Source organism: Streptomyces sp. NPDC058663 (assembly GCF_042716745.1).
In the GTDB taxonomy this organism is placed as follows: domain Bacteria; phylum Actinomycetota; class Actinomycetes; order Streptomycetales; family Streptomycetaceae; genus Streptomyces.
In genome coordinates, this window is record NZ_JBHXRV010000003.1 from 138,256 (window position 1) to 164,850 (window position 26,595).

Sequence of the window (26,595 nt, forward strand, 5' to 3'; positions counted from 1 at the left end):
CAAACTCGACGGTCAATGTGTTCACCCGTATGGATGAGGCTCATTGCGTCGGGACTGTACGGCATGGCGGGTGGGGGCGGAGTGCCTCGTGAGCATTTGGCCGGTTAGCGTGCAGTCATGAACGAAGACGCACGGCCGGACGCGCGACTCACGGCCTGGGTACGCGGACGGGTACAGGGAGTGGGCTTTCGCTGGTTCACCAGGGCAAACGCTCTGCAGATCGGCGGCCTCTCCGGCTTCGCCCTCAACCTCGACGACGGACGTGTGCAAGTAGTGGCCGAGGGGCCGCGTGAGAATTGCCACCGTCTCCTGGAGTGGCTGCACTCCGCCGACACACCCGGCCGCGTCGACGGTGTCACTGAGATCTGGGGCACACCGCGCGGGGGTTACAGCGGCTTCGCCATTCGCTGACGCGCCGGCCCCTGGGCCCGCCGAGGGGCGCCGTCAGAGGTCCCGGGCACGTGCCACGGGCACCCGCGCGGACGGAAACGCCCTGGTGGTTGCCAGAAACGGCTTGCCGTGGAAGGCTCCCCGTAAGAGGATCATCTCCAAGCCCCCAGGGCCCCGCAGGTGAGCGAAGCCGTTGTTTCCAAGGCTGAACGCCCCCGGGACGCCCGCCGATACGGGGTGTGATCGTGTTGACCGTCAAACTTTTTGGTGAGACTCTGGAATCCCCGCGCACCTTAGCTGTTTGGCAGCGAGAACCGCAGTGAATCAAGTGAATCAGTAGCACTGCCAAGCACCGCGGGTGCGATTCCCTCACGACCCAACCGCTCTCGGTCGGTCACTCAGTGTGGAGGACCACTCATCATGGCAAAGGCGCTTCTCGGTTACGTCGGCGGCTCCGACCCGCGACTCCTCGCCGAGATGCGACGGCTTCAGCAGCGAGTACAGGATCTGGAATCCGAGCTCAACCGGATCCAGAACGAAAACGACTCGCTCACCGCCGCCGCTCAGCACCGCGGAGACTCTTCTCTGCTCGACGAGGACTTCGACATCGACGTCCCGCGGGCGGAACCCGCACTTACCTGATACCGCTTCCGTACTGCCGTACGGCCCGGGTCGTCACCCGTGCCCGTAGCGGCAGTGGACCGGTTTCCCACGGGCAGGGAAGAATCTCTGGCATCTCCCTGCCCAGAATCCGGCATTCCCTGCCCTGAACCATCCGCAGGGCCTTCTGCGACCAGCCGCAGGGCTTCTCCATGCCCTGCTCCGGCGTTATCGCCCTGCTTCGGCGTCATCAAGATCTGCAAGGGACGCCCCGGCGTCCCTTCTTTCTTTACCGCCCCTTCGCCCCGCGTCCTCTTTCCCTCGGCGTCCCCTCAACGTCTGATGTGCCCTGCACCTTCATGGGTGAAACCGCGCGGACGTCAGGCGTGGCGCGCAGCGCCGTCATGGATGCGCCGGGAAGGGGGAGGGATGGGCGGTAAAGTCCGGCTGCGTGCATCTCAAGGCCATGACCCTCCGCGGTTTCAAATCGTTCGCCTCCGCCACCACGCTCCGCTTCGAGCCGGGCATCACCTGTGTGGTGGGGCCCAACGGGTCGGGCAAGTCCAATGTGGTGGACGCGCTCTCCTGGGTCATGGGCGAGCAGGGTGCCAAGACACTGCGCGGCGGCAAGATGGAGGACGTCATCTTCGCCGGCACCACCGGACGGCCCCCGCTGGGCCGCGCCGAGGTGTCGCTCACCATCGACAACTCCGACGGTGCGCTGCCCATCGAGTACGCCGAGGTCACCCTCACGCGGATCATGTTCCGCAACGGCGGCAGTGAGTACCAGATCAACGGTGACACCTGCCGGCTGCTCGACATCCAGGAACTGCTGTCCGACTCCGGCATCGGCCGCGAGATGCACGTCATCGTCGGGCAGGGACAGCTCGACTCCGTCCTGCACGCCGACCCGATGGGCCGGCGTGCCTTCATCGAGGAGGCGGCGGGCGTCCTCAAGCACCGCAAGCGCAAGGAGAAGGCGCTGCGGAAGCTCGAAGCGATGAAGGCGAACCTGTCCCGGGTGGAGGACCTGACCGGTGAGCTGCGCCGTCAGCTCAAGCCGCTGGGGCGGCAGGCCGCGGTCGCGAGGCGGGCCGCCGTGATCCAGGCCGACCTGCGGGACGTACGGCTGCGGCTGCTCGCCGACGACCTGGTCGCCATGGAAAGGGCGCTCGGCGCGGAGCTCGCCGACGAGGCCGCCATGAAAGCGCGCAAGGAGGCCGCCGCGCGTGCGCTCGGGGCCGCTCAGCGGCACGAGGCCGAACTGGAGGAGGAGGTGCGGCGGCTCGCTCCCCGGCTCCAGCGGGCCCAGCAGACCTGGTACGAGCTCTCGCAGTTCGCCGAGCGGGTACGGGGCACCATCTCGCTCGCGGACGCCCGCGTGATGAGTGCGCAGGCGGCGCCCGAAGAGGAAAGGCGGGGCCGCGACCCCGAGGACATGGAGCGCGAGGCCGCCAGGATCCGCGCCCAGGAGGCCGAGCTGGAGGCCGCCCTGGACGCGGCCCGGCACGCCCTGGAGGACACCGTCGAGCACCGTGGCGAACTGGAGCGCGACCTCGCCGCCGAGGAACGCCGCCTCAGGGACCTCGCGCGCGCCATCGCCGACCGCCGCGAGGGGCTCGCCCGGCTGACCGGGCAGGTCAACGCCGCCCGCAGCAGGGCGGGTTCGGCTCAGGCGGAGATCGAGCGGCTCACCGACGCCAGTACCGCCGCCCAGGAACGCGCCACCGCCGCCCAGGAGGAGTACGAGCAGCTCAAGGCCGAGGTCGACGCGCTGGAGGCGGGGGACGAGGAGCTTGCCGGGCAGCACGAGGACGCCAAGAGCGAACTCGCCGACGCAGAGCGGGAGTTGACGACCGTACAGGAGGAGCTGACGGCTGCCGAGCGGAAGCGTGCCGCGACCTCCGCACGGCGCGAGGCGCTGGCGCTCGGGCTGCGCCGCAAGGACGGCACCGGAGCGCTGCTGGCGGCGGGCGAGCAGCTGACGGGACTGCTCGGGCCCGCCGCGGAGCTGCTGACGGCCGCCCCCGGCTACGAGGTCCCGGTGGCGGCGGCCCTGGGGGCTGCGGCGGACGCGCTCGCGGTGACCGGACCGGCCACGGCCGCGGAGGCGATCCGGCTGCTGCGCAAGCAGGACGCGGGACGGGCGGCGCTGCTGGTGGCGGGGGAGTCGGGCCAGGACCTGGCGGCCGGGCCGCCGGCCGGCGGCGCCCCCTTCGCCGTCGACTTCGTACGGGGGCCGGCCGATCTGATGCCCGCCGTCCGCAGGCTGCTGCACGGGATGGTGGTGGTGGGGACGCTGGAGGACGCCGAGGATCTGGTGCGCGTGCGCCCCGCGCTGACCGCGGTCACCGCCGAGGGCGATGTGCTGGGGGCGCACTTCGCGCAGGGCGGGTCGGCCGGGGCGCCGAGCCTGCTGGAGGTACGTGCGTCCGTGGACGAGGCGGACGCCGGGCTCGCGCGGCTGGACGTGCGGTGCGAGGAGCTGGGCGGGGCCCAGCGGGAGGCCGCCGAGCGCAGACGCCGGTGCGCCGCGGCGGTCGAGGAGCTCGGCGAGCGGCGCCGGGCCGGGGACCGGGAGCGCTCCGCGGTCGCCCAGCAGCTGGGCCGCCTCGCCGGGCAGGCGCGCGGCGCCGCCGGTGAGGCCGAGCGGTCCGCCGCCGCGGCCGCCCGGGCGCAGGAAGCGCTGGAGCGCGCCACCGAAGAAGCCGAGGAACTGGCGGAGCGGCTCGCGGTCGCCGAGGAGGCTCCCGTGGAGGAGGAGCCGGACACCTCGGTGCGCGAGCGGCTCGCCGCCGACGGGGCCAACGCCCGGCAGACCGAGATGGAGGCACGCCTCCAGGTCCGCACCCACGAAGAGCGGGTCAAGGCTCTGGCCGGCCGGGCGGACGCCCTCGACCGGGGCGCCCGCGCCGAGCGCGAGGCCCGCGCCAGGGCCGAGCAGCGGCGCCTGCGGCTGCGGTACGAGGCCCAGGTCGCCGCGGCCGTCGCGGCGGGCGCCCGGCAGCTCCTCGCGCACGCCGAGATCTCGCTCGGCAGGGCCGGGGAGGAACGGTCGGTGGCGGAGTCCGCCAAGGCCGGGCGCGAGCGCGCACTGGCCACCGAGCGGGAGCGCGGCAGGGAACTCAAGCAAGAACTCGACAAGCTGACCGATTCGGTTCACCGCGGCGAGGTACTAGGAGCGGAGAAGCGGCTGCGCATCGAGCAGCTGGAGACCAGGGCCCTGGAGGAGTTGGGTGTGGAACCGGCCTCGCTGGTGAGGGAGTACGGGCCCGAACAGCCTGTGCCCCCGTCGCCCGCCGCGGAGGGGGAGACCCTGCCCGAGGATCCGGAGCACGCCCGCAACCTGCCCCGGCCCTTCGTGCGTGCCGAGCAGGAGAAGCGGCTCAAGGCCGCCGAACGGGCGTACCAGCAGCTCGGGAAAGTGAATCCGCTCGCTCTCGAGGAGTTCGCGGCGCTGGAGGAACGCCATCAGTTCCTGTCCGAGCAGCTGGAGGACCTCAAGCGCACCAGGGCCGATCTGCTGCAGGTGATCAAGGAGGTCGACGCACGTGTGGAGCAGGTGTTCACCGAGGCGTACCGGGACACGGCGCGCGAGTTCGAGGGCGTCTTCTCGCGGCTGTTCCCCGGCGGCGAGGGGCGGCTGATCCTGACCGACCCCGAGAACATGCTCCAGACCGGGGTCGATGTCGAGGCGCGCCCGCCGGGCAAGAAGGTCAAGCGGCTGTCCCTGCTGTCGGGCGGGGAGCGGTCACTGACCGCGGTGGCGCTGCTGGTGGCGATCTTCAAGGCGCGGCCGAGCCCGTTCTACGTGATGGACGAGGTCGAGGCGGCGCTGGACGACACCAACCTCCAGCGGCTGATCCGGATCATGAAGGAGCTCCAGGAGAGCTCCCAGCTGATCGTGATCACGCACCAGAAACGCACGATGGAGGTCGCGGACGCCCTGTACGGAGTATCGATGCAGGGCGACGGCGTCTCGAAGGTCATCAGCCAACGGCTCCGCTGAGAACTCCAACTCTTCAATAAGTGAATGTCAACCCCCTCCTGCTCTGGGAAAACCCGAGAAGACTCCGAAAGGACCCCCACTTACGCTTCAGAAGTTGAAGGCATACGATCTCCCCCGATCCATTTGGCTTCTATTGGCTTCAAGTGGTGAGTGACGTGGAGTTGTGCGCCACTGGAAGCCACTGAAGTGCCTGCCCCCCACGGACATGCCCGGCAACGCGGCCGGGTCCAGGAGTTCACGTGACCAGCACAGCGCAGACGCCGCCGGCGCCCGGAGGCCGGGAGGCCGCTCCGGAGCACCTCGGCCATGTCATCTTCATCACGGCCGCGGCCGCGATGGGCGGCTTCCTCTTCGGCTACGACAGTTCGGTGATCAACGGGGCGACCAGGGCGATCGGCCACAAGTACGACATCGGCGCCGGCACCCTCGGGCAGGTCATCGCCGTCGCCCTGATCGGCTGCGCCATCGGCGCGGCCACCGCGGGCCGGCTCGCCGACCGCATCGGCCGCATCCGTGTGATGCAGATCGCCGCCGTGCTGTTCACCATCAGCGCCATCGGATCCGCCCTGCCCTTCGCGCTGTGGGACCTCACCATGTGGCGCTTCCTCGGCGGCATCGCGATCGGTATGGCCTCGGTGATCGGCCCCGCCTACATCGCGGAGGTCGCCCCGCCGGCCTACCGCGGCCGGCTCGGCTCCTTCCAGCAGGGCGCGATCGTCCTGGGCATCGCGATCTCCCAGCTCGTCAACTGGGGCATCCTCAACTGGGCGGGCGGCGACGACCGCCGGAAGATCGTCGGCGGCATGGAAGCCTGGCAGGTCATGCTCGGCGTGATGGTCGTCCCCGCCGTCATCTACGGCCTGCTGTCCTTCGTGATCCCCGAGTCGCCGCGCTTCCTGGTGTCCGTGGGCAAGACCGCGAAGGCCAAGAAGATCCTGGCCGAGGTCGAGGGCGAGCACATCGATCTGGACGCGCGCGTCGCCGAGATCGAGCACGCCATGCACCGCGAGCACAAGTCGACCTTCAAGGATCTGCTGGGCAGCAGGTTCGGCTTCCTGCCGATCGTCTGGGTCGGTATCGGCCTCTCCGTCTTCCAGCAGCTGGTCGGCATCAACGTCGCCTTCTACTACTCCGCGACGCTGTGGCAGTCCGTGGGCATCGACCCGAGCGACTCGTTCTTCTACTCCTTCACCACGTCGATCATCAACATCATCGGCACGGTGATCGCGATGATCTTCGTCGACCGGATCGGCCGCAGGCCGCTCGCCCTGATCGGCTCCGTCGGTATGGCGATCGCCCTCGCCTTCGAGGCCTGGGCCTTCTCCGCCGACATGGTGAACGGCAAGCTCCCGGACACCCAGGGCATGGTCGCCCTGATCGCCGCCCACGTCTTCGTGCTGTTCTTCGCCCTGTCGTGGGGCGTCGTCGTCTGGGTCTTCCTCGGCGAGATGTTCCCCAACCGGATCCGCGCCGCCGCCCTCGGTGTGGCCGCCGCCGCCCAGTGGATCGCCAACTGGGCGATCACGGCCAGCTTCCCGAGCCTGTCGAGCTGGAACCTCTCCGCCACGTACGTCATCTACACGGTCTTCGCCGCGCTCTCGATCCCCTTCGTGCTCAAGTTCGTGAAGGAGACCAAGGGCAAGAAGCTGGAGGAGATGGGCTGACGCCCACTCCGTCGTACGAAGGTGCTGCCCCGGCTCATCCCCCGAGCCGGGGCAGCACCCTTTCCGCGAAGAGGCGCAGGCTCTCCCGGCCCTCGGCCACCGGCATGCCGCCGCACAGCGGATGCAGGACCAGGCTCTGCGCGTCCGGTTCCGCCGCCAGCTCCACGCACTGCTCCGGAGTGAGGATCCGGTAGACCCCCTCGGCCCGGAGCTCCGAGACCGTGGCCGCGGTGGAGCACACCGCCGAGCGGATGTCCTTCGACTGCCAGGAGGCGTACGTCCGCGCCTCGTGCAGGAGGTGCTCGCCGTACGTCGCCCAGGCGCGCTCCGGGTCCTCGCTGAGGTGCAGCAGCGGGGTCCGGGCCGCCGGCATCATGCAGAACCCCTGCGTACCCAGCTCCGCGCACCGCTGCTCGTAGTACGCCCGCAGCTCCGGCAGATGGGCGCTCGGGAAGAACGGCAGTCCGAGCCGGGCCGCCCGCCGGGCCGCCGCCTTCGAGCTGCCGCCGACCAGCAGCATCGGATGCGGCTGGGTGTACGGACGGGGCGTGACGCGCACCGTACGGCCGCGGAACACGAAGGGCTCGCCCGTCCAGGCCTTCAGCAGGGTCTCCAGCAGCTCGTCCTGGAGCTTGCCGCGCCTGCCCCACTCCGCGCCCAGCTGCTCGTACTCCTCCGGCCGGTAGCCGATCCCCGCGACCGTGATCAGCCGGCCGCCGCTCAGCAGGTCCAGCACGGCGATGTCCTCGGCGAGCCGCAGCGGGTCGTACAGCGGACCGATGATCGCCGAGACGGTGACGGCGATGCGCCGGGTCGCGCCGAAGACCGCGCCCGCGAAGGCGAACGGGGAGGGCAGCCAGCCGTTGGCGGCGCCGTGGTGCTCCTCCGTCTGGACCGTGTCGACGCCGTGCTCGTCGGCGTACGCGGCCATCTCCACCGCGGCGCGGTAGCGGGCACCGAGGGACGCGGGGGTCGCCCCGGGCTCGACCAGATTGAACCGGACCACCGAATGGACCATGACGAAAATCCCCCTCCGCCGGTGTGGACAGCGAAGGGGGACCGTAGTTGACGAGGCGTCAGATGGACAGGCTTTCGACGGGCTCCTCGCGGCGCTCGGGTGCCTGCTCCCGCGGCAGCACCGCGTACAGCACGCCGGCGGCGACGATCGTCACGACCCAGCCGAGCCCGTTGGCACCGAGCCAGGTGGAGGCCAGCGGGCCGGTGAACCACTCGACCTTCGTGAAGAGCAGACCGACCACCAGGGCCACTCCCCACGCCGCCATGGCGGACGGCGCGAAGCCGCCGCGGTACCAGTAGGCGCTGGTGCGCCCGGTGTCCATGAGCGCCTCGCCGTCGTACGTCCGGCGCTTCAGCATGTCCACGCCGAACACACCGATCCAGGCCGAGAACGCCACCGCGAGCAGCGTCAGGAAGGAGATGAACGAGCCGATGAAGCTGGTCGCCACCACCATCAGCAGGAAGCCGAAGATCAGGCTGATCAGGGCGTTCACGCTGACCGCCCAGGCGCGCGGCACGTTGATGCCCAGCGTCTGCGCGGTGAAGCCGGCCGAGTACATCGACATCGAGTTGATCAGGAGCATCCCGATCAGGGCGATGACCAGGTACGGGACCGAGATCCACATCGGCAGCAGCTCGCCGATGAAGGAGACCGGGTCCTGCGCGCTCGCCAGGTTCGGCGTCGAGACGGCCATCACCGCGCCCATCAGGACCATCGGCAGGACCACGATGCCCGCGCCGCCGATGGAGGCGCCGACCATGCCCTTGCTGGAGGCGTTGCGGGGCAGGTAGCGGGTGAAGTCCGGGCCCGAGGGGACCCAGCTGATGCCGCCCGCGGCGATGGTGCCGATGCCGGCGATCAGCATCGCGGTGGACCCGGCGGGCTTGGCGAAGACGGACGACCAGTCGGTGTTGGCGATCAAGTAGACCAGTACGAGCACGGAGAAGACGCCGAAGAGGTACGTCGACCACTTCTGGCAGATCTGCAGCGCCTTGATGCCGAGCCCCGACACGATGAACGTGCAGGCCACGAAGAGCAGCAGGGTGACGACCACGAGCGTGGTGTTGCTCTTGATCCCGAAGAGCAGGTCCAGGACCGTCAGCACCGCGTACGCGCCGGTGACCGCGTTGATCGTCTCCCAGCCCCAGCGGGCCACCCAGATCAGCGAACCGGGGAAGAGGTTGCCGCGCTGCCCGAATACCGCCCGGGACAGGGCCATGCCGGGGGAGCCGCCGCGCTTGCCGGCGATCGAGATCAGACCGACCAGGCCGTACGACACGACCGGCGCGGTGACCGCGACGACCAGCACCTGCCAGAAGTTGAGCCCGTTGAACACGATCAGTCCGGCGCCCATGGTGAGCAGCAGCACGCTGATGTTGGCGGCCACCCAGGTCGGGAACAGCTCGCGGACGTGGCCGGTGCGCTCGTTGTCCGGGACCGGCTCCAGGCCTCGGGTCTCGACCGTGCTCTCAGCGGCGGTGGGGGATTCGGCGGTGGTGCTCATGGGGTGGGGTTCCATGCCTCTCGCTCGGCCCGCGACGTTGCGGACCGGTGGGGGAGTGTTCGTCAGGGACTCTACGCGCGTTGATACAGGCCAGACCATCGTACTTTGACCCGACTGCACGCCTTGCTGCGGGTATGTCTCTTGGAGGAAGCCCCAAATCGGGCCCCTGAGGCATCCGTGGCCGATACTGGTCGGGTTATGGACATCCTCATCCTTGCTGTAGTCATCGCCCTGGTCGCGGTCGGCGCGATCAGCGGGCTCGTGGTCGGCAGCCGCAAGAAGAAGAAGCAGCTGCCCCCCTCGGCACCGTCGAGCACGCCGACCATCACTGCCCCGCCCGCCGAACCTCAAGTGGGCGAGGACGCCGCTCCGCCGAAGGACGAAGCGCGCCGCACCATCGAGGAGGTGGACCTCCCGGGAGCCACCGAGGCCCCGGTCGTCGTCGCACCGCCCGTCGAGGAGCCACCCGCACTCGACGTGCCCGAGCCCACCGCCGGCCGTCTGGTACGGCTGCGCTCCCGGCTCGCCCGCTCCCAGAACTCGCTCGGCAAGGGCCTGCTCGCGCTGCTCTCGCGCGACAACCTCGACGAGGACACCTGGGAGGAGATCGAGGACACGCTCCTCACCGCCGACGTCGGCGTCGCCCCCACCCAGGAACTCGTCGAACGGCTGCGCGAGCGCGTCCGCGTGCTCGGCACCCGCACCCCCGACGAACTGCGCACCCTGCTCCGCGAGGAACTGCTCGCCCTCATCGGCACCGACGTCGACCGCTCCGTGAAGACGGAGGGCGGCCTCGAAACCCCAGGCGTCGTCATGGTCGTCGGCGTCAACGGCACCGGCAAGACCACCACCACCGGCAAGCTGGCCCGCGTCCTGGTGGCCGACGGCCGCTCGGTCGTGCTCGGCGCCGCCGACACCTTCCGCGCCGCCGCCGCCGACCAGCTCCAGACCTGGGGCGAGCGCGTCGGCGCCCGTACCGTACGGGGCCCGGAGGGCGGCGACCCGGCGTCGATCGCCTTCGACGCCGTCAAGGAAGGCATCGCGGAGGGCGCGGACGTCGTCCTCATCGACACCGCAGGCCGGCTGCACACCAAGACCGGCCTCATGGACGAGCTCGGCAAGGTCAAGCGCGTCGTGGAGAAGCACGGCCCGCTCGACGAGGTGCTCCTCGTCCTGGACGCCACCACCGGTCAGAACGGCCTGGTCCAGGCGCGGGTGTTCGCCGAGGTCGTGAACATCACCGGCATCGTGCTCACCAAGCTGGACGGCACCGCCAAGGGCGGCATCGTGATCGCCGTCCAGCGCGAACTGGGTGTACCGGTCAAGCTGGTGGGCCTCGGCGAAGGCGCGGACGACCTGGCTCCGTTCGAGCCGGAGGCATTCGTGGACGCGCTGATCGGGGACTGAACCCCGGACACCCACGGCGGTCCGGGAGCCGGGCCACAAGAACCGGGGTCCGGACGGCCGGCCGCGCGAGCCGGGTTCTGGACACGTACGTACGAAAGGGACCACCCCTCAACGTCGAGGGGTGGTCCCTTTCCTGCGCAGGGCGCTCACGCCGGATGCCGCGGGGCGCTCACGCCGGATGCCGGTGGCAGAGGTACGCCAGCGTGCCGAGCAGCAGCCGGGCCTGCGGGGGCCTGGCCGCCGTGTCGAGCGACGGCGGACGCAGCCAGCGGACCTGGCCCAGACCCGCGTGGTCCGACGGGGGAGCGGTCACGTACGCGCCGGTGCCCAGACAGTGCAGATCCAGCTCCGCGTCGTCCCAGCCCATCCGGTACAGCAGCTCGGGCAGCGCCGCGGCCGCGCCCGGTGCGACGAAGAAGTGCGTGCGGCCGTCCGGCGTCCCGGCGACGGGGCCCAGCGGAATGCCCATCCGCTCCAGCCGGACCAGTGCGCGGCGCCCCGCCGCCTCGGCCACGTCCAGCACGTCGAAGGAGGTGCCGACCGGCAGCAGCACCGCCGCGCCGGGAAACTGGGCCCAGGCGGCGGTGACCTCGTCCAGCGTGGCCCCGGCAGGTACCACCGGGGCGAAGTCGAAGGGGTGCGCGCCGGGAGCCCCGCACGCGGCGTCGCCGCAGGAGCAGACGCCCGCGACCGCCCGTGCTCCCGGGATCACGTCCCAGCCCCACAGCCCGGTGTACTCCGCCACCGCTGTGCCGTCTGCCGTGCGGCCGCGGCGCCGCGTGCCGGACCGCATGTCCCGGATGCCGCCGATCGTGAAGCCCATGCCCCCTCCAACGGGTCGAACGCGCCGGTGGTTACGACGTGGAACGGTCCGATGACGCTCCGTCAACGAAAGTGGCCGGCGATCCGGCTCCGGTGGCGTATCGGGTCACCCGGGGTAGTGCGGGGCGACGCACGCGCTCCGGCGTGCGTCGCTCCGCCTGTTCCTGATCGTCCTGTGTCAAGTGAATCGCGCCTGCCCGGCGGGGAGTTCACTCGGAGGGGTGGCGAATGGTGGCGTTTCTGTAAGTGCCCTCGCCGGAGGGGTGATCGTAGGATTACTTTCAGTGCATGAACCCCCCAGTGCGCACGTTCACGGGTATGCCGGAGGCAAGCCGGATTCCTGTTCGACGGGGTGCATTCGGCGGACAGCGGGCCCCCAGGGGCGGCATTCTGCAGGGGTTCGTACGGAGGGTCCGAGAAGAGTTGCCGGGATGTGGTGTGCGGCCCGTCCCGGGTGGGCAGTACGGACGCCCGGCAAAGACGCCGGCGCGGACGGTGCGGACGGTGGCGAAGACGGAATGGGGGCGTTCCCGTGGGCGGCAGCAGCGGTAGCGACGGACACGCTGGAAAGCGCCCGAACGAGCAGCTCGCTTCGTGGTTCGCGCGCAGCGGCTGGTCCAAGGGCGAGCTGGCGCGCCAGGTCAACCGGCGGGCCCGCCAGATGGGCGCCCACCACATCAGCACCGACACCTCGCGGGTGCGCCGCTGGCTGGACGGCGAGAACCCGCGCGAGCCCATTCCGCGCATCCTCTCCGAGCTGTTCTCCGAGCGCTTCGGCGCGGTGGTCGCCATCGAGGACCTCGGGCTGCGCGCCGCCCACCAGTCGCCGTCCGTCTCCGGCGTGGACCTGCCGTGGGCCGGGCCGCAGACCGTCTCGCTGCTGAGCGAGTTCTCCCGCAGCGATCTGATGCTGGCCCGCCGGGGCTTCCTCGGCTCCGCGCTCGCGCTGTCCGCCGGGCCCACCCTCATCGAGCCGATGCAGCGCTGGCTGGTTCCCGCCCCTCCCGGGGACCCCGCCCCGGCGGAGCCGGCCGTCGCCTCCCGGCGGCCCGCCCGCCTCTCCGAGGCGGAACTCCAGCTCCTGGAATCCACCACCATGATGTTCCGCCAGTGGGACGCCCAGTGCGGCGGCGGACTGCGCCGCAAGGCCGTCGTGGGCCAGCTCCACGAGGTCACCGACCTCCTCCAGGAACCGCAGCCAGGCGCCACCTCCAAGCGGCTGTTCCGGTGCGCCGCCGAACTCGCCGAGCTGGCGGGCTGGATGAGTTACGACATCGGGCTCCAGCCCACCGCCCAGAAGTACTTCGTGCTCGCCCTGCACGCCGCCAAGGAAGCGGGCGACAAGCCGCTGGGCTCGTACATCCTCTCCAGCATGAGCCGTCAGATGATCCACCTCGGCCGCCCCGAGGACGCGCTCGAACTGGTCCACCTCGCCCAGTACGGCAGCCGCGACTGCGCCACCGCCCGCACCCAGTCGATGCTGTATGCGATGGAGGCCCGTGCGTACGCCAACATGGGCCAGCCCAGCAAGTGCAAGCGGGCCGTGCGGATGGCCGAGGACACCTTCACCGACGCGGGACTCGACGACGAGCGGGACCCGGACTGGATCCGCTTCTTCTCCGAGGCCGAGCTCAACGGCGAGAACTCGCACTCCTACCGCGACCTCGCCTACGTGGCAGGCCGCAGCCCGACGTACGCCTCCCTCGCCGAGCCCGTCATGGACCGTGCCGTACAGCTCTTCGAAAAGGACTCCGAGCACCAGCGGTCGTACGCGCTGAACCTGATCGGCATGGCCACCGTGCACCTGCTCAAGAGGGAGCCCGAGCAGGCCGTGGACCTTTCCGAGCGGGCCCTCGAGGTCGCCAAGAAGGTCAGGTCGGAGCGGGTCAACAACCGCATCCGCAAGACCGTCGAAGGCGCGGTGCGGGAATTCGGCGACGTGGCCGAAGTCGTCGACCTGACCGACCTGCTGGGAGCCCAGCTGCCCGAACCCGCCGAGGCGGTGTAGGGCCCACCTACCCGGCCGCGACAGCGATCCCGCGAAGCCCGATTCGGCTCCCCCGCCGCCAGGTCACCCGGGTAGCTGTCGCGGCCGGCTCATGCGGGGCCCCGGGGCCCGTACGCCCGCAGCCGAAGACCTGCGGGCTCCCCCGATGATCCGCGAGTTCATTCCCGTGTAACACGCACGCCGTCATCGTCACTGCCGCGAAACATCGAGCGGCATCCGCCGAAACCGCGCTCCGCCACTCTCTGGGTCCATAACCAGCCACCCCGCACTGGCCCCCGAGACGAGGAGACGCCGATGCCCCCAGGCATCCCGACAGAAGCCCTGACGGTGACACTCGCCGCGGACGCACCCACGCTGTCCGCCGCCAACACCGGCTTCATGCTCATCTGCTCCGCCCTGGTGATGCTGATGACCCCCGGCCTGGCCTTCTTCTACGGAGGAATGGTCCGGGTCAAGTCCACCCTCAACATGCTGATGATGAGCTTCATCAGCCTCGGGATCGTCACGATCCTGTGGGTGCTCTTCGGCTTCAGCCTCGCCTTCGGCGACGACCTGGGCTCGGTCATCGGCTGGAACCCGGACTATGTCGGACTCGGCGGCATCGGCCTCACCGAGCTCTGGGACGGCTACACCATCCCGGTCTACGTCTTCGCCGTCTTCCAGCTGATGTTCGCGGTGCTCACGCCCGCGCTGATCAGCGGTGCGCTCGCGGACCGGGTGAAGTTCACCGCCTGGGCGCTGTTCATCACCCTGTGGGTCGTCGTCGTGTACTTCCCCGTCGCGCACTGGGTGTGGGGCGCGGGCGGCTGGCTCTTCGAGATGGGCGTCATCGACTTCGCGGGCGGCACCGCCGTCCACATCAACGCGGGCGCGGCCGCCCTCGGCGTGATCCTGGTGATCGGCAAGCGGGTCGGCTTCAAGAAGGACCCGATGCGCCCGCACAGCCTGCCGCTGGTGATGCTCGGCGCCGGACTGCTGTGGTTCGGCTGGTTCGGCTTCAACGCCGGGTCCTGGCTGGGCAACGACGACGGCGTCGGCGCGGTCATGTTCGTCAACACCCAGGTCGCGACGGCCGCGGCGATGCTGGCCTGGCTGGCGTACGAGAAGATCAGGCACGGCGCGTTCACGACACTGGGCGCCGCCTCCGGCGCGGTCGCCGGACTGGTCGCGATCACCCCCTCGGGCGGGTCCTGCTCGCCGCTCGGCGCGATCGCCATCGGCGTCATCGCGGGCGTGGTCTGCGCCATGGCCGTGGGCCTCAAGTACAAGCTGGGGTACGACGATTCGCTGGACGTCATCGGCGTCCACCTGGTCGGCGGTGTGATCGGCTCCCTGCTGGTCGGGTTCTTCGCCACCGGCGGCGTACAGTCCGACGCCAAGGGCCTCTTCTACGGCGGCGGCCTCGAACAGCTCGGCAAGCAGGCGCTCGGCGTCGTCGCCGTCCTCGCCTACTCCCTGATCGTCTCCGCCCTGCTCGCCCTCGCCGTCGACAAGGCGATGGGCATGCGGGTCGAGGAGGACGTCGAGGTCTCGGGCATCGACCAGACCGAACACGCCGAGACGGCATACGACTTCACCGGTGCGGGCGGTGGCGCGGCCCCGCGCACCCCCGTCCCCGGACCGACTGTTGAAGCGAGCAAGAAGGTGGACGCATGAAGCTGATCACGGCAGTCGTCAAGCCGCACCGGCTGGACGAGATCAAGGAGGCCCTGCAGGCCTTCGGAGTGCAGGGCCTGACGGTCACGGAAGCGAGCGGCTACGGCCGGCAGCGCGGGCACACCGAGGTGTACCGGGGTGCCGAGTACACCGTGGACCTGGTCCCGAAGATCCGCATCGAGGTGCTGGTGGAGGACGGGGACGCGGAGCAGCTGATCGAGGTGGTGGTCAAGGCGGCCCGCACCGGGAAGATCGGCGACGGCAAGGTGTGGAGTGTGCCGGTGGAGACGGCGGTGCGGGTGCGGACGGGGGAGCGGGGGCCCGACGCGCTGTAGCTCCGCTGGGGGGATGTGGCCGGCCGGGGGCGGGCGGGGCCGAGTTGTCCGGCTCCGCCGGGGGCCGCCCCAGGGGGCGAGGTTCAGGGCGGCCCCGCCGCCCAGGGGGCCGTTTGATCCGACTGTGGCGATTGGTGAGGGAGTTACCGGGTGACTGGCAAGGATCCGATCGACGGCTCGGAGCGCGGTGGTTACGCGGCGGCCCGGCTGCACCTGCTTCAGCAGGAGGTGCGGCCGGGCCCCTCCCGCCGTACCGGCCTGGCGAATCTCACCGACGAGTGGCTGGCCGGCCTCTTCACCGCCGCCGCTGCGCGGGCCGGAGGCCCCCGCGCCGCCCTGGTCGCCGTCGGCGGGTACGGCAGGGGCGAGCTCTCGCCCCGCAGCGACCTCGACCTCCTGCTCCTGCACGACGGAGCCCCGGCCACCTCCGTCGCCGCCCTCGCCGACGGCATCTGGTACCCCGTCTGGGACCTCGGCCTCGACCTCGACCACTCCGTGCGCACCCCCGCCGAAGCCCGCAAGGTGGCCGGCGAGGACCTCAAGGCCCACCTCGGCCTCCTCGACGCCCGCCACCTCGCCGGCGACCTCGGCCTCACCACCGCCCTGCGCACCACCGTCCTCGCCGACTGGCGCAACCAGGCACCCAAGCGCCTGCCCGAACTCCACGAGCTCTGCCTCGAAAGGGCGGAGCGCGCAGGCGAGTTGCAGTACCTCCTGGAACCCGACCTCAAGGAGGCCGCCGGCGGCCTCCGCGACGCCACCGCGCTGCGCGCCGTCGCCGCCTCCTGGATCGCGGACGCCCCCCGCGAGGGCCTCGCCGACGCCCGCCGCACCCTCCTCGACGTTCGCGACGCCCTGCATCTGGCCTCGGGGCGGGCCACCGACCGCCTCGCGCTCCAGGAACAGGACCAGGTGGCCGAAGCGCTCGGCGTCCTGGACGCGGACGTACTGCTGCGCCAGGTGTACGAGGCCGCGCGCACCATCTCGTACGCCGGTGACGTCACCTGGCGCGAGGTGGCCCGGGTGGTGAGGGCCCGCTCCGTGCGGCCCCGGCTGAAGGCGCTGCTCGGCGGGCGGCCCGCGCCCGAGCGCACCCCGCTCGCCGACGGCGTGGTCGAGCAGGACGGCGAAGCGGTGCTTGCCCGCACCGCGCGGCCGGAACGCGACCCGGTCCTCCTGCTCCGGCTGGCGGCCGCCGCCGCGCAGGCCGGGCTGCCGGTCAACCGCCACGCCGTACGCCAACTGGCCAAGGTGTCGCCGGCGTTGCCGGTGCCCTGGCCCGCCGAGGCCCGCGAGGAACTGGTCACCCTGCTCGGTGCGGGGGAGCCGGCGATCGGGGTGTGGGCGGCGCTGGAGGCACAGGACCTGGTCACCCGGCTGCTGCCGGACTGGGAACGGGTGCGGTGCAGGCCCCAGCGCAACCCCGTGCACACCTGGACCGTCGACCGCCACCTGGCCGAGACCGCGGTGCGCGCCGCCGCGATGACCCGCCGGGTGAGCCGCCCCGACCTGCTGCTCGTCGCCGCCCTGCTGCACGACATCGGCAAGGGGTGGCCCGGTGACCACTCGGTGGCCGGGGAGACCATCGCCCGCGACATGGCGGCGCGGATCGGGTTCGACGCGGCGGACGTGACCGTCGTCGCCACCCTCGTACGCCACCATCTGCTGCTCGTCGAGACGGCCACGCGACGCGATCTGGACGACCCGGCGACGGTACGGGGGGTGGCGGACGCGGTCGGCTCCGTGGCCACCCTGGAACTGCTGCACGCGCTGACCGAGGCGGACGCACTGGCCACCGGCCCGGCAGCCTGGTCGGCGTGGCGGGCCTCGCTCGTGGCGGACCTGGTGAAACGGGCGGGGGCCGTACTGGCGGGGGAGCCGCTGGCGGACCCGGAACCACTCGCCCTCGACGCGGAACAGGAACGGCTCGCGATCGAGGCGCACCGCACGGACGGGCCCGCGCTGACACTGCGGGCACGGGAGGAGGGGGACGCCGGGCTCGGGGTCGAGCTGCTGATCGCCGTTCCCGACCGGCCGGGAGTGCTGCCCGCGGTGGCAGGGGTCCTCGCCATGCACCGGCTGACGGTGCGGACGGCGGAACTGCGCTCGGCGCAGCCCCCGCTGGACGGCGCGGCCCCCGTCCTGCTGCTGGACTGGCGGGTGGCGGCGGCGTACGGGGGACTGCCGGAGGCGACGCGGCTGCGCGCCGATCTCGTCCGCGCGCTGGACGGCTCGCTGGACCTGCCGGCCCGGCTGGCCGAGCGGGAGAAGGCGTACGCGGCCGGGCGCGCGCGGCGCACGAGCCGGGCACCCGCGGCGCGCGTGACGGTCGCCCCGACGGCGTCCCGGCACGCGACGGTCCTGGAGGTGCGCGCCCAGGACGCCCCGGGTCTCCTGCACCGCATCGGCCGGGCACTGGACACGGCGGGGGTACGGGTACGGAGCGCGCACGTGTCGACGCTGGGGGCGAGCGCGGTGGACGCCTTCTACGTGACGGGTGCGAAGGGGGAGCAGCTTTCGGCGGCGGACGCGGCAGGGGTCGCGAAGACGGTCGAGGGGGCGCTGGTGTAGCCGGGGAGCGAGGGGCGGGCGGCCGTGCACCCCAGGGGCAGACCGCACCACCTCCGTCCGGATACCCTGGGTGCCATTGCCCGTCCGCCCCCGACCCGAGGATCCGCGACCACCGTGTTCGATACCCTCTCCGATCGCCTTTCCGCGACTTTCAAGAACCTCCGGGGCAAGGGCCGCCTCAGTGAGGCGGACATCGACGCCACGGCACGCGAGATCCGTATCGCACTGCTCGAAGCGGATGTCGCCCTGCCCGTCGTCCGGGCCTTCATCAAGCAGGTCAAGGAGCGGGCGTCCGGCGCCGAAGTCTCCAAGGCGCTGAATCCCGCCCAGCAGATCATCAAGATCGTCAACGAAGAGCTGGTCGGCATCCTCGGCGGCGAGACCCGCCGTCTGCGCTTCGCCAAGTCCGGCCCGACCGTGATCATGCTCGCGGGTCTCCAGGGTGCCGGTAAGACGACCCTCGCCGGAAAGCTGGGTCTGTGGCTGAAGGGGCAGGGCCACTCCCCGCTCCTCGTGGCCTGCGACCTCCAGCGCCCCAACGCCGTCAACCAGTTGAGCGTCGTCGCCGACCGTGCCGGAGTCGCGGTCTACGCGCCCCAGCCGGGCAACGGCGTCGGCGACCCGGTCACGGTCGCCAAGGACTCCATCGAGTACGCGAAGACCAAGCAGTTCGACGTGGTCATCGTCGACACCGCAGGACGGCTCGGCATCGACCAGGAGCTGATGCAGCAGGCCGCGGACATCCGCGACGCCGTCAGCCCGGACGAGATCCTCTTCGTCGTCGACGCGATGATCGGCCAGGACGCGGTCAACACCGCCGAGGCGTTCCGCGACGGCGTCGGCTTCGACGGCGTGGTGCTCTCCAAGCTGGACGGCGACGCCCGTGGTGGTGCGGCGCTCTCCATCGCGCACGTCACCGGCCGCCAGATCATGTTCGCCTCCAACGGCGAGAAGCTGGACGAGTTCGACGCGTTCCACCCGGACCGCATGGCCTCGCGCATCCTCGACATGGGTGACCTGCTCACCCTGATCGAGCAGGCGGAGAAGACCTTCAGCCAGGAAGAGGCCGCTCAAATGGCCTCCAAGCTGGCGTCCTCCAAGGGCAAGGACTTCACGCTCGACGACTTCCTGGCCCAGATGGAGCAGGTCAGGAAGATGGGTTCGATCTCCAAGCTGCTCGGCATGCTGCCGGGCATGGGGCAGATCAAGGACCAGATCAACAACATCGACGAGAAGGAAGTCGACCGCGTCGGCGCCATCATCAAGTCGATGACCCCCGCCGAGCGGGCCGAGCCGACGATCATCAACGGCTCGCGCCGTGCCCGTATCGCCAAGGGCTCCGGCGTCGAGGTCAGCGCCGTGAAGGGCCTGGTCGAGCGGTTCTTCGAGGCCCGCAAGATGATGTCGAAGATGGCTCAGGGCGGCGGCATGCCCGGTATGCCGGGAATCCCCGGCATGGGTGGCGGCCCCGGCAGGCAGAAGAAGCAGATCAAGCAGGCCAAGGGCAAGCGCAAGAGCGGCAACCCGATGAAGCGCAAGGCCGAGGAGCAGGCCGCCGCCGAGCGGCGCGAGCAGGCCGCGCAGGGCGGTGGCGCGTTCGGCCTCCCCGCGGGTCAGGGCGGCAAGGACTTCGAACTGCCGGACGAGTTCAAGAAGTTCATGTAACCCGGGTCGTCCGTGCGGTTCCGGCCCCGGCGGCCGGCGGATCCCGGTCGCTGTGGGCGTCCTCCCTGGTGAGGGCGCCCACAGTGACGTTACCGTGCCGCCGCCCGCCGTCGGCCGCCGAGTCCCTACGGCTTGCGGGCGATCAAGTAGCGGAAGACGTTCGGCATCCAGACCGTGCCGTCGGCCCGCAGATGCGGATGCAGGGCCTCCACCAGCTCCTTCTCCACCTGGGCAGGGTCCGTGGCCCGTACCGCCGCGTCGTAGAGGCCGGTCGACAGCAGGCCCCGCACCGCGCTGTCCATGTCGCCGTATCCGAAGGGGCAGGCCACCCGCCCCGACCCGTCCGGTGTGAGGCCGGCCCGGGCGGCCACGTCCTCCAGATCGTCGCGCAGCGTGGGCCGCCACCCGCCGGAGGTGCGCAGCGTGTCCGTCAGCCGGGACGCCACCCGCAGCACCGCCGAGGTGGCGCAGCGCTCCGGCGGACCCCAGCCGGTCAGTACGACCGCGCTGCCGCGACCCACCAGCGCCACCGCCTCGCTCAGCGCGGGCGTCAGGCCGTCGGTGTCGCCGGCCGCGCAGCCGATCGGCTCGAAGGCGGTCACCAGGTTGTACGGAGCGGCGTCGGTGTCCGCGGCGGCGGACGGCCCGCCGCGGACCACGGCCGCCCCCGCGTCCCGGCCTTCCGTCTGCGCCCCGGGTGCCCCGCCGGTGCGGAGCCGGGTCCGGGCCAGCGCGAGCCGCGCGAGGTCGGTGTCGACCCCGGCGACCCGCGCACCCCGCGAGGCCGCGACGAACAGGGCGAGCCCCGCGCCGCAGTCGAGGCCGAGCAGCCGGGTGGCAGGGCCTACCTCGAGCCGCTCGTACACCGCGTCGTAGAGCGGAACCAGCATCCGTTCCTGGATCTCGGCCCAGTCACGCGCGCGTGTGCCCGTGGGAGCCGAGGCCGCGCTCGGGTGGTGCTGGACGAGCGTTGGTGTCATCGAAAGCGCCCCAATCCGCCGAGAGGTCGGTCGTGCTGTGCATGGCAACCCCCGTGCTGTGTGCGCGTCGGCACTCCCCCTCTGTCAGGGAACTGCGCAACCGTGCCCAAGTCCAGGGGGCGTCACGGCAATTGCTCGCTCACCCGGCTGTCGCGCCCCCGGCCGGTGCCCCGCGTACGTCCCCTACCGCGTCCGGCCGTACGGTGTCTGCGCCGTACGGTCCGGACGGTCCGGGTACGCGGGGATACGTCTTGGGGCGGCGGAGGCCGCACGGGGGCTCCCCGGATCGGCGCACTTGCCCTCGTCGCGAAGCATCAGCGGGAACTGACTGGTACGTGCAAATTATTTGGGATGCCCCGGAATAGGAACACGGGGGCCCTCCGGCTCGTTGTCACGTCGTGAGCACGACACCACCTGTCCTCGCCGCAGAGCTGGCGCAGGCGTGGGCCGACATCCAGCGGTACCACCCCGAGCTGCCCGATCTTGCCGCGCCCGAGTCCCTGATCGGAGAGTCATCGTCCGCCTGCGGCGTGGCTCTCTCCTTCGAACGACTGCTGCACGAGGCAGTGCACGGAATCGCCGCAGCCCGCGGTGTCCGTGACACCTCGCGTGCCGGCCGCTACCACAACCGCAGATTCCTGGCGATCGCCGAGGAGCTGGGTCTCGACCACCCGGAGGAGCCGCATCCCAGCAGCGGATTCTCCCTGGTCGCCCTCAATTCCGAGGCCAAGCGCCGCTACCGTCCCACGATCGAGCGGCTGACCCGCGCCCTCAAGGCACACACGGTCGCCACCGCCGCGGACACCAAGCGCTCCTTCCGCGGCCCGGCCGCCCGGCACGGGTCCTCCGGCGGAGGGGTCCGGGTCAAGGCCGTCTGCGACTGCGGGCGCAATGTGCGCGTGGTCCCCTCGGTGCTGGCCCAGGCCCCGATCGTGTGCGGCGGCTGCGGAAAGCCGTTCCGCATCCCGGACGTGGTGGCCGCCGCTAGCTGAGGCGCCGAAGAGCCTCGGCCGGGGAACGGCGCGTCGCAGGTGTGTGGCACAATGGACAGCTGTACTCGACAGCCGCACAGGACCCCTCTCTCCTCCGGCTGACGCGTCCATCGGGCACTTACGAGTACCGCAACCCCACGTGGCATCCCGTTGTGCCCAACCACGTCAATTCCAGGAGAGAACACTCCAGTGCTCAAGATCAAGCTGAAGCGCCTTGGCAAGATCCGTTCGCCCCACTACCGCATCGTCGTCGCCGACGCGCGGGTGCGCCGTGACGGTCGGGCCCTCGAAGAGATCGGCCTGTACCACCCGGTGCAGAACCCCTCGCGCATCGAGGTCAACGCCGAGCGTGCGCAGTACTGGCTGTCCGTCGGCGCCCAGCCGACCGACGCCGTCCTCGCCATCCTGAAGCTCACCGGTGACTGGCAGGCGCACAAGGGCCTTCCGGCCCCGGCGCCGCTGCTGCAGCCGGCCGCCAAGGAAGACAAGCGCGCTTCGTTCGAGGCCTTCGCGAAGGCTCTCGAGGGTGGCGACGCCAAGGGCGAGGCCATCACCCCGAAGGCGAAGAAGGCCGACAAGAAGGCGGACGAGGCCCCGGCTGACGCCGCTGCCGAGTCGACCGAGGCCTGAGCATGCTCGAGGAGGCTCTTGAGCACCTCGTGAAGGGCATCGTGGACAACCCCGACGACGTGCAGGTCGCCTCGCGCACCCTGCGTCGTGGACGTGTCCTTGAGGTCCGGGTGCACCCCGACGACCTCGGCAAGGTGATCGGCCGCAACGGCCGTACCGCCCGCGCCCTGCGTACCGTCGTGGGAGCCATCGGTGGCCGTGGAATCCGTGTCGACCTCGTCGACGTGGACGCCGCTCACTGAGCATGCAGTAGAGCATTACCGGCAGGGGCCGGGGAGGGCTGAGGCCCGCCCCGGCCCGTTGTCGTTCCACCGGGCCTTTACCGCCGGGGAGCCACGTCGCAGCACAGTCGTACACACGGGTACGAGAACAGGTACGGACAGGAGAGAACGAGAGTGCAGCTGGTAGTCGCGCGGATCGGCCGCGCCCACGGAATCAAGGGCGAGGTCACCGTCGAGGTGCGCACGGACGAGCCGGAGCTGCGGCTCGGGCCCGGCACCGTACTGACCACGGACCCCGCAGGTGTGGGCCCGCTGACCGTCGAGACCGGCCGGGTGCACAGCGGGCGGCTGCTGCTGCGCTTCGAGGGCGTCAAGGACCGCACCGGGGCCGAGGCCCTGCGCAACACCCTCCTGATCTCCGACGTGGACCCCGAGGAGCGGCCCGAGGACCCGGAGGAGTTCTACGACCACCAGCTGGTCGACCTCGACGTGGTGCTCGCCGACGGTACGGAGATCGGCCGGATCACCGAGATCACCCACCTGCCGTCGCAGGACCTGTTCATCGTGGAGCGCGAGGACGGCAGCGAGGTGATGATCCCCTTCGTGGAGGAGATCGTCCTCTCCATCGACCTGGAGGAGCAGCGCGCGGTCATCGACCCGCCGCCTGGCCTGATCGACGACAGCCAGGCGATCGTGGTCTCCACCAGGGACGCGGAAGAAGACGCGCACGCAGAAGAGCACGCGGACGAGGACGCCGCCGGGCCGGAGGCCAAGGCCTGATGCGGCTCGACGTCGTCACGATCTTTCCCGAGTACCTCGAACCGCTGAACGTCTCCCTGGTCGGCAAGGCACGCGCGCGTGGCGTCCTCGACGTCCAGGTGCACGACCTGCGCGAGTGGACGTACGACCGCCACAACACCGTCGACGACACCCCCTACGGCGGCGGTCCCGGCATGGTCATGAAGCCCGACCCGTGGGGCGCGTGCGTGGACCAGGCGCTCGCCGACGGGTACGAGGCGGGAGCCCACGGCCCGGTGATGGTCGTCCCCACCCCCAGCGGCCGCCCCTTCACCCAGGAGCTCGCCGTCGAACTGTCGGCACGCCCCTGGCTGGTCTTCGCGCCCGCCCGCTACGAGGGCATCGACCGCCGCGTCATGGACGAGTACGCGACGCGGATGCCGGTGTACGAGGTCTCCATCGGGGACTACGTGCTGGCCGGCGGCGAGGCGGCGGTCCTGGTGATCACCGAGGCGGTCGCCCGGCTGCTGCCCGGGGTCCTCGGCAACGCCGAGTCCCACCAGGACGACTCCTTCGCGCCGGGTGCCATGGCCAACCTCCTGGAAGGCCCCGTCTACACCAAGCCCCCCGAGTGGCGCGGCCGCACCATTCCCGAAGTGCTGCTCAGCGGGCACCACGGGAAGATCGCGCGCTGGCGGCGGGACGAGGCACTGCGCCGGACGACCGCCCACCGGCCCGATCTGGTCGAGCGGACCGACCCCGCCGCCTTCGACAAGAAGGACCGGGAGATGCTCTCCATCCTGGGCTGGCGGCCGGGCCCCGACGGCCGATTTGGGCCGAGCCCCGACGCCGTGGAAGAATAGGTCGTTGTTGTCCGTCCGCGTACGCCCCTGCCACAGGGGGAACGACGTACGCCGGACGCGGTCAGCACTCCTCTTCATCTCCGATATGCCGCTGATGACCTGTGGCATCAGCGAAGAAAGCAGACCCACATGTCTCACCTGCTCGACGCCCTCGACGCTGCCTCGATCCGCAGCGACGTCCCGGCCTTCCGCCCCGGTGACACCGTCAACGTGCACGTGCGCGTCATCGAAGGCAACCGCTCCCGTGTGCAGCAGTTCAAGGGTGTTGTCATCCGCCGCCAGGGTGCGGGCGTCCGCGAGACCTTCACGGTCCGCAAGGTCTCCTTCTCCGTCGGCGTCGAGCGCACCTTCCCGGTGAACTCCCCGATCTACGAGAAGATCGAGGTCGTGACCCGCGGTGACGTCCGTCGCGCGAAGCTGTACTACCTGCGCGAGCTGCGCGGCAAGGCCGCGAAGATCAAGTCGAAGCGCGACTACTGATCGAGCCCCAGGTGCCCGGGCCCTGCCGGATAGGCTCGGACCCGATGGACACCGAGGCAGCCGCACAGCACACGGAGCGCGACCGCTCGCCCGCCCCTTCGCAGGGGCCGGCGCAGCGGTCGCGCTCCGCGCGTTTTCCGGGCTCCGCCGGTTCCCCCGGGCGGCGGCCGCTGCTGCTTGCCTTCGGATTCCTCGCGTTCCTGCTGTTGCTCAGTGGCTTCGTGGTGCAGCCCTTCCTCATCCCCAGTGCGTCGATGCAGCCCGCCCTCCAAGTCGGCGACCGGGTGCTGGTGAACAAGCTGGCGTACCGTTTCGGGGCCGAGCCGCGCCGCGGCGACGTGGTGGTCTTCGACGGGACGGGTTCGTTCGTACGGGAGGGGCCCGCGGTCAACCCCGTGACGGGCGCGCTGCACTGGGCCGGATCGGCGCTCGGACTCGCGGAGCCCGCCGAGACGGACTTCGTGAAGCGGGTGGTGGGCGTGGGCGGCGACCGGGTGGTCTGCTGCGACAGGCGGGGGAGGATCCAGGTGAACGGGACGAGCGTGACGGAGCCCTATCTGTATCCGGGCAATCCCCCCTCCCGGGTGCCCTTCGACATCGTCGTGCCCGACGGGACGCTGTGGATGCTCGGCGACCACCGCTCGCGCTCCCGCGACTCCCGCGACCACCTGGGCAGTCCGGGCGGCGGCATGGTGCCGCTGGACCGGGTGATCGGCAGGGCGGACTGGATCGGCTGGCCGTTCGGCCGGTGGAGTTCGCTGGAGCATTCCGACGCCTTCACCGGCGTCACTGCGCCGGCCGCCTCCCATGGGTAACCGCGGGCGGGGCCGGACGCAGAGCACGCCGGAGGAGTCACCGCTGCCGACGGGCAGCAGACCCACCGCGCCCCGGGCCTCCACGGGGCACGGGAGGGCCGAGCGGCGCAAGCTGGCCCGGCGGGTCAAGCGGCGCAGGCGCAGGTCCGCGATCAAGGAGATACCCGTCCTCGTCGTCGTGGCGCTGCTCATCGCGCTCGTACTGAAGACGTTCCTGGTGCAGGCGTTCGTGATCCCGTCGGGCTCGATGGAGCAGACGATCCGGATCGGCGACCGGGTTCTGGTGGACAAGCTGACCCCGTGGTTCGGGTCCCGTCCCGAGCGCGGCGAGGTCGTCGTCTTCCGGGACCCCGGCGGCTGGCTGGAGCACGAGAAGAAGCCGCCGAAGCCCGATCCGGTGGGGATCAAGCAGGTCAAGGAGGGGCTGACCTGGATCGGGCTGCTGCCGTCGGCGGACGAGCAGGACCTCATCAAGAGGGTGATCGCGGTCGGCGGCGACACGGTGAAGTGCTGCGACAAGAATGGTCAGGTCACCGTCAACGGCGTGCCGCTCAGTGAACCCTATGTCTTTCCGAGCGACCGGCCCTCCAGGATTCCGTTCGAGGTGAAGGTGCCCGAGGGCCGGATCTTCGTCATGGGAGACCATCGGTCGGATTCTGCCGATTCCCGCTACCACCTGGACGAAAAGCACCAGGGAACGGTCGCGGAAGAGGGTGTCCTCGGCCGGGCCTTCGTCATCGGCTGGCCCATCGGGCGCTGGCGCAAGCTGGAGGTGCCCGAGACGTTCGCCCGGATTTCGGAGCCGCGCGCCGGGGCGGCAGCCGTGGGGGAGCCGTCGAATAGGGTGGCGTCCCAGGATCGATGAGGTCCTACTCCCGAGCCCAGGGGAACTCCCGCTCGTTATGGGAGTGGTGGGTCCGCGTCCTGACGGCGCGGGCGGCGGCACGGAGTGAGGAGTGGACGTGGGGGATGTGGCGGTCGGGGCCCGGTCCGGGCACGGCGGTTCCGAGGAGAATCCCGATCCCGGGCAGCGCGGTGCGCTCTCCCCGCCCGGTGGCGCGGGTCCGCTTCCGCCGGAGAGGTCCGCTGCGGGTGCGGTCCCCACGGGCGCGGCTTCCGCGGGTGCGGTCCCCACGGGTTCCGCTCCGACGGGTGCCGGTTCCACGGGTGCGGCTTCCACGGGTGCGGCTTCCACGGGTGCGGCTTCCACGGGTGCGGCGACGGAGC

21 protein-coding genes and 1 pseudogene are annotated in these 26,595 nt (G+C 71.0%); 18 read left to right on the top strand and 4 right to left on the bottom strand.

From position 1 onward, the window contains the following. Window positions 1-117 precede the first annotated feature (117 nt). The 4 genes from ACFWVV_RS03480 to ACFWVV_RS03495 all read left to right on the top strand — a co-directional run bounded on the left by ACFWVV_RS03480 (window position 118) and on the right by ACFWVV_RS03495 (window position 6,663). On the top strand, window positions 118-411 hold the full coding sequence (locus tag ACFWVV_RS03480) for an acylphosphatase (protein ID WP_384344464.1): 294 nt from the start codon (window positions 118-120) through the stop codon (window positions 409-411). A 399-nt stretch (window positions 412-810) separates the two neighbouring features. Beyond that, window positions 811-1,032 (top strand): hypothetical protein, encoded by a 222-nt coding sequence (locus tag ACFWVV_RS03485; protein ID WP_185034388.1) that lies wholly within the window; start codon window positions 811-813, stop codon window positions 1,030-1,032. Window positions 1,033-1,441: 409 nt separating this feature from the next. Continuing rightward, window positions 1,442-4,999 (top strand): chromosome segregation protein SMC, encoded by a 3,558-nt coding sequence (gene smc, locus ACFWVV_RS03490; RefSeq protein ID WP_384344468.1) that lies wholly within the window; start codon window positions 1,442-1,444, stop codon window positions 4,997-4,999. A gap of 239 nt (window positions 5,000-5,238) precedes the next feature. Beyond that, a complete protein-coding gene (locus ACFWVV_RS03495; protein ID WP_384344471.1) occupies window positions 5,239-6,663 on the top strand; it encodes a sugar porter family MFS transporter in 1,425 nt (474 codons plus the stop codon). Between the two features lie 34 nt (window positions 6,664-6,697). On the opposite strand, the gene ACFWVV_RS03500 is transcribed toward ACFWVV_RS03495, so the two are convergent. After that, entirely contained in the window at window positions 6,698-7,681 is a 984-nt protein-coding gene (locus ACFWVV_RS03500; protein WP_384344474.1) for an LLM class flavin-dependent oxidoreductase, read from the bottom strand. A 58-nt stretch (window positions 7,682-7,739) separates the two neighbouring features. Beyond that, window positions 7,740-9,185, bottom strand: a complete 1,446-nt coding sequence (locus ACFWVV_RS03505) for a purine-cytosine permease family protein (RefSeq protein WP_384344477.1) — start codon at window positions 9,183-9,185, stop codon at window positions 7,740-7,742. A 198-nt stretch (window positions 9,186-9,383) separates the two neighbouring features. Here ACFWVV_RS03505 and ftsY point away from each other — a divergent pair, with 198 nt between their 5' ends. Beyond that, window positions 9,384-10,592, top strand: a complete 1,209-nt coding sequence (ftsY, locus tag ACFWVV_RS03510) for a signal recognition particle-docking protein FtsY (protein ID WP_384344480.1) — start codon at window positions 9,384-9,386, stop codon at window positions 10,590-10,592. Window positions 10,593-10,761: 169 nt separating this feature from the next. Here ftsY and ACFWVV_RS03515 read toward each other — a convergent pair whose 3' ends face one another. After that, on the bottom strand, window positions 10,762-11,415 hold the full coding sequence (locus ACFWVV_RS03515) for a bifunctional DNA primase/polymerase (RefSeq protein WP_384344483.1): 654 nt from the start codon (window positions 11,413-11,415) through the stop codon (window positions 10,762-10,764). Between the two features lie 531 nt (window positions 11,416-11,946). On the opposite strand from ACFWVV_RS03515, the gene ACFWVV_RS03520 reads away from it, so the two are divergent. The 5 genes from ACFWVV_RS03520 to ffh all read left to right on the top strand — a co-directional run bounded on the left by ACFWVV_RS03520 (window position 11,947) and on the right by ffh (window position 19,649). Beyond that, window positions 11,947-13,422: a hypothetical protein gene (locus tag ACFWVV_RS03520; RefSeq protein WP_384344485.1), complete on the top strand. Its 1,476-nt coding sequence runs from the start codon at window positions 11,947-11,949 to the stop codon at window positions 13,420-13,422. Window positions 13,423-13,716: 294 nt separating this feature from the next. Then, window positions 13,717-15,078, top strand: coding sequence for an ammonium transporter (locus tag ACFWVV_RS03525; RefSeq protein ID WP_384344487.1), 1,362 nt, complete (start codon window positions 13,717-13,719; stop codon window positions 15,076-15,078). After that, on the top strand, window positions 15,075-15,413 hold the full coding sequence (locus tag ACFWVV_RS03530) for a P-II family nitrogen regulator (protein ID WP_384344490.1): 339 nt from the start codon (window positions 15,075-15,077) through the stop codon (window positions 15,411-15,413). The genes ACFWVV_RS03525 and ACFWVV_RS03530 overlap by 4 nt, the downstream gene beginning before the upstream one ends. A 150-nt stretch (window positions 15,414-15,563) precedes the next feature. After that, window positions 15,564-17,984 carry a [protein-PII] uridylyltransferase gene (locus ACFWVV_RS03535; RefSeq protein ID WP_384344493.1) on the top strand — a complete coding sequence of 807 codons (2,421 nt, stop codon included), beginning with the start codon at window positions 15,564-15,566 and terminating at the stop codon, window positions 17,982-17,984. A gap of 114 nt (window positions 17,985-18,098) precedes the next feature. After that, the gene (gene ffh, locus ACFWVV_RS03540) at window positions 18,099-19,649 is read left to right on the top strand and encodes a signal recognition particle protein (RefSeq protein WP_384344496.1); all 1,551 of its coding nucleotides are present in this window, start codon (window positions 18,099-18,101) and stop codon (window positions 19,647-19,649) included. A gap of 125 nt (window positions 19,650-19,774) precedes the next feature. Here ffh and ACFWVV_RS03545 read toward each other — a convergent pair whose 3' ends face one another. After that, window positions 19,775-20,629: an SAM-dependent methyltransferase gene (locus ACFWVV_RS03545; protein WP_384344499.1), complete on the bottom strand. Its 855-nt coding sequence runs from the start codon at window positions 20,627-20,629 to the stop codon at window positions 19,775-19,777. Window positions 20,630-21,027: 398 nt separating this feature from the next. Between ACFWVV_RS03545 and ACFWVV_RS03550 the strand changes: the two genes are divergently transcribed. The 8 genes and pseudogenes from ACFWVV_RS03550 to lepB (ACFWVV_RS03585) all read left to right on the top strand — a co-directional run. After that, window positions 21,028-21,621, top strand: coding sequence for a hypothetical protein (locus ACFWVV_RS03550; RefSeq protein ID WP_384344502.1), 594 nt, complete (start codon window positions 21,028-21,030; stop codon window positions 21,619-21,621). Between the two features lie 189 nt (window positions 21,622-21,810). Continuing rightward, entirely contained in the window at window positions 21,811-22,251 is a 441-nt protein-coding gene (rpsP, locus tag ACFWVV_RS03555; protein WP_384344505.1) for a 30S ribosomal protein S16, read from the top strand. A 2-nt stretch (window positions 22,252-22,253) separates the two neighbouring features. Continuing rightward, window positions 22,254-22,493 carry an RNA-binding protein gene (locus ACFWVV_RS03560; RefSeq protein ID WP_384344508.1) on the top strand — a complete coding sequence of 80 codons (240 nt, stop codon included), beginning with the start codon at window positions 22,254-22,256 and terminating at the stop codon, window positions 22,491-22,493. Between the two features lie 153 nt (window positions 22,494-22,646). Then, window positions 22,647-23,252 carry a ribosome maturation factor RimM gene (gene rimM / locus ACFWVV_RS03565; RefSeq protein ID WP_384344511.1) on the top strand — a complete coding sequence of 202 codons (606 nt, stop codon included), beginning with the start codon at window positions 22,647-22,649 and terminating at the stop codon, window positions 23,250-23,252. Next, a complete protein-coding gene (trmD, locus tag ACFWVV_RS03570; RefSeq protein WP_384344514.1) occupies window positions 23,252-24,073 on the top strand; it encodes a tRNA (guanosine(37)-N1)-methyltransferase TrmD in 822 nt (273 codons plus the stop codon). The genes rimM and trmD overlap by 1 nt, the downstream gene beginning before the upstream one ends. 129 nt (window positions 24,074-24,202) lie before the next feature. After that, window positions 24,203-24,553 (top strand): 50S ribosomal protein L19, encoded by a 351-nt coding sequence (gene rplS, locus ACFWVV_RS03575; protein WP_384344517.1) that lies wholly within the window; start codon window positions 24,203-24,205, stop codon window positions 24,551-24,553. Window positions 24,554-24,597: 44 nt separating this feature from the next. Beyond that, on the top strand, window positions 24,598-25,368 hold the full coding sequence (gene lepB / locus ACFWVV_RS03580) for a signal peptidase I (RefSeq protein WP_384344519.1): 771 nt from the start codon (window positions 24,598-24,600) through the stop codon (window positions 25,366-25,368). Continuing rightward, a pseudogene (gene lepB, locus ACFWVV_RS03585) lies at window positions 25,361-26,446 on the top strand (signal peptidase I); the annotation flags it as partial. The gene lepB (ACFWVV_RS03580) and the pseudogene lepB (ACFWVV_RS03585), both read left to right, overlap by 8 nt. Window positions 26,447-26,595: the final 149 nt, after the last annotated feature.

Bases quoted from the DNA above. Each gene is read 5' to 3' on its own strand.
- lepB (WP_384344519.1), top strand. From the start codon at position 24,598: ATGGACACCGAGGCAGCCGCACAGCACACGGAGCGCGACCGCTCGCCC.
- ACFWVV_RS03545 (WP_384344499.1), bottom strand. From the start codon at position 20,629: ATGACACCAACGCTCGTCCAGCACCACCCGAGCGCGGCCTCGGCTCCC.
- ACFWVV_RS03505 (WP_384344477.1), bottom strand. From the start codon at position 9,185: ATGAGCACCACCGCCGAATCCCCCACCGCCGCTGAGAGCACGGTCGAG.
- ACFWVV_RS03515 (WP_384344483.1), bottom strand. From the start codon at position 11,415: ATGGGCTTCACGATCGGCGGCATCCGGGACATGCGGTCCGGCACGCGG.
- ACFWVV_RS03480 (WP_384344464.1), top strand. From the start codon at position 118: ATGAACGAAGACGCACGGCCGGACGCGCGACTCACGGCCTGGGTACGC.
- ACFWVV_RS03530 (WP_384344490.1), top strand. From the start codon at position 15,075: ATGAAGCTGATCACGGCAGTCGTCAAGCCGCACCGGCTGGACGAGATC.
- ftsY (WP_384344480.1), top strand. From the start codon at position 9,384: ATGGACATCCTCATCCTTGCTGTAGTCATCGCCCTGGTCGCGGTCGGC.
- ACFWVV_RS03560 (WP_384344508.1), top strand. From the start codon at position 22,254: ATGCTCGAGGAGGCTCTTGAGCACCTCGTGAAGGGCATCGTGGACAAC.
- ACFWVV_RS03485 (WP_185034388.1), top strand. From the start codon at position 811: ATGGCAAAGGCGCTTCTCGGTTACGTCGGCGGCTCCGACCCGCGACTC.
- ACFWVV_RS03500 (WP_384344474.1), bottom strand. From the start codon at position 7,681: ATGGTCCATTCGGTGGTCCGGTTCAATCTGGTCGAGCCCGGGGCGACC.
- trmD (WP_384344514.1), top strand. From the start codon at position 23,252: ATGCGGCTCGACGTCGTCACGATCTTTCCCGAGTACCTCGAACCGCTG.
- ACFWVV_RS03525 (WP_384344487.1), top strand. From the start codon at position 13,717: ATGCCCCCAGGCATCCCGACAGAAGCCCTGACGGTGACACTCGCCGCG.
- rplS (WP_384344517.1), top strand. From the start codon at position 24,203: ATGTCTCACCTGCTCGACGCCCTCGACGCTGCCTCGATCCGCAGCGAC.